Source organism: Protofrankia sp. CiP1_Cm_nod3 (genome assembly GCF_982290655.1).
Genome location: NZ_CEVIVD010000233.1, coordinates 1 through 2,150, shown reverse-complemented (window position 1 = coordinate 2,150; position 2,150 = coordinate 1). Strand labels below are relative to the sequence as shown.

At 73.6% G+C, this 2,150-nt stretch carries 3 protein-coding genes; all 3 read right to left on the bottom strand.

All coding sequences use genetic code 11. The features are described 5' to 3' along the window. Window positions 1-416: hypothetical protein (locus AC5LUJ_RS23345; protein ID WP_493465784.1), on the bottom strand; the 416-nt coding region annotated here is incomplete at its 3' end. Further along, the gene (locus AC5LUJ_RS23340; RefSeq protein ID WP_493465783.1) at window positions 413-823 is read right to left on the bottom strand and encodes a helix-turn-helix domain-containing protein; all 411 of its coding nucleotides are present in this window, start codon (window positions 821-823) and stop codon (window positions 413-415) included. The genes AC5LUJ_RS23345 and AC5LUJ_RS23340, both read right to left, overlap by 4 nt. After that, a complete protein-coding gene (locus tag AC5LUJ_RS23335; RefSeq protein WP_493465782.1) occupies window positions 820-1,917 on the bottom strand; it encodes a tyrosine-type recombinase/integrase in 1,098 nt (365 codons plus the stop codon). Before AC5LUJ_RS23335 ends, AC5LUJ_RS23340 begins: the two co-directional genes overlap by 4 nt. Window positions 1,918-2,150: the final 233 nt, after the last annotated feature.

Here is a 2,150-nt window from a genome sequence, read left to right as displayed (position 1 = left end):
ACCGGCTGGCCCTGCCCGTCGCGGCCGGCTACCGGTTTGACGATCCCGCAGCGCACGCAGGCGGTTGCCCGGGCCCGGTTATGGCAGCGTGAGCACAGCCCCTGCCCGTCGCCCTGGCGGGTCAGCGGACGGCCGGTCGCGCCGCAGCGTGCGCATGTCGGCACCGGCAGCGCGCCACCTGCCGCGATCAGCGTCTCGACGAGCCGTCCGACCGCCGGTGGCGCGCCGACGCTCAGCGCGGCCGGGTCCGTGGCCAGCGCGTCCGCGAGGTGCCGCAGGCTCGCGCCGCTGACCGCGCCCACCGCCGCGGCGATCACGTCGGCCGGTAGGGCCGGGTCGGCGGCCGCCACCGCCGCGGTCACCGCCACCCGGCGGGCCGCCACCTTCTCGAGCCGAGACGCCCAGGGGCCGGTCATGACCCGCTCTGCGGGCCGGGGACGGCGGTGATCTCGGCGCGCCGGGGCCGCAACGGCATCACGACCGGCGAGGACACCGCCCGCGGCGCCGTCGTGGCCGGTGCCGTCGTGTCCGACGGTGCCGTGTCCGCCGGTGCCGCGGACGCACCGGGGTCGGCGGCGCGCCGGGGCCGGCCCCGGTAGGGCTCGACGAGGTCCCCGGGCGCGCAGCCGAGGATGTCGCAGAGCGCGGCGAGTGTCACCAGCGACAGCCGCTCCGGGACGCCGGTCACCAGCCGGTAGACCTGCTCGCGCGAAAGCCGGACACCCCGCTCGGCGAGCAGCGGGACCAGCGCCGTCGTCGCGAACAGCCCACGCTCGGCCATCAGCTTCCGCAGATGCCAGTAGTAGCCGACCTGCGCGCTCACCGGTCCTGCGTCCCGGCCACGGCGTGCAGGACCGCCGCGAGCGCCGCGGTCAGCATCCGGTTCTTCGCGTCCGTACCGACGGTGGTGTAGGTCGCGGTCGTCGAGGCCCAGGAATGGCCGACCTGCTGCTGGACGAACAACGGATCGACCCCATCCTCGATCAGGTGCGAAACGTACGAATGCCTCAGACAGTGCACGGACAGCTCGGCGGGCAGCCCCGCCGCGGCCCGCCACCGGGCGAACCGGTCGTCCACCGACCGGGTCGAGATCCGGTTCCCGCGCTCGGTCAGCCAGACCGCCGGGCCGGCCGACCCCGGGAACTGGGGGCGGACCACCGTCAGGTACTCCTCGAGCACCCCGGCCGCCCACGGGAACACCGTCGCGACCGCGCGGCGCCGCGGCGGACCGCCCCGCATCGCCTTGCCGAACCGGACATGGCAGACACCCAGCGAGCCCAGCTGCCGCGCGGCCGGGTTCGTCGAGAAGTCGGCGAGGTCAAGCTGGACCGCCTCCGCCCGGCGCAGCCCCCAGCCGTAGATCACCTTGAACATCGCCGCGTCGCGGAACGCCGGCAGCCAGCCCTTGCGCCGGCTGCCCGCCAACTGCTCGACCCAGTCGTCGGCCGCGTCGAAGAACGCCTGCAGCTCGGCGCGCGTCAACGGCCGCCGCTGCGGGCGGCCCTCGTGGTCGGCGACGTGCGTCGCCATGTTCTCGTCGTGGCAGATCCGGCTCGGCGCCAGGCCGACCCGCTGCTCGCACTCGGCGACCCAGCCATACCGCGGGTCGCACGCGTAGTCACAGAACATCGCGACCGCGCCCTGGTAGTTGCGCACCGTCGAGTGCGCCCAGCCACCGGCGGCGACCCAGCCCTCCAGCTGCGCCGGCGTCCACGTCCACGGCCAGCTGCCGCTGGCCGCCTGGAAACGGCGCACCACCCGTTCCCGGCCATCGATCAGCGACGAGCTCAGCCGGCGGCTGACCTGCTGCCGGCGGAAACCTGCCAGCATCTCGTCGAACAGCACCGGCTCCGCCCGCAGCGGTGTCGCGCCGTCCACGAGCGCCAGCGCCGCCGTGCCCGCGGTCCTCGACCGCATATCAGCGTCTCCCTACGCGTTGCGCCAGCCGCCACATCGCGGCACCGAACGCAACGTCACCAGACGCCGCAATCTGTCATCGAATGCATCGAAGGAGTAATCACAGCAGGTCAGACGGCATGTCGCCCATGTCGTCAGCCCGCGCGAAGAAACCCCACGGGCACAGAAACTCCTGCTCGCGGGCGATCACAGAAACTGCCGAATGTTGCATTGGATGCAACATTGCCCAGTTG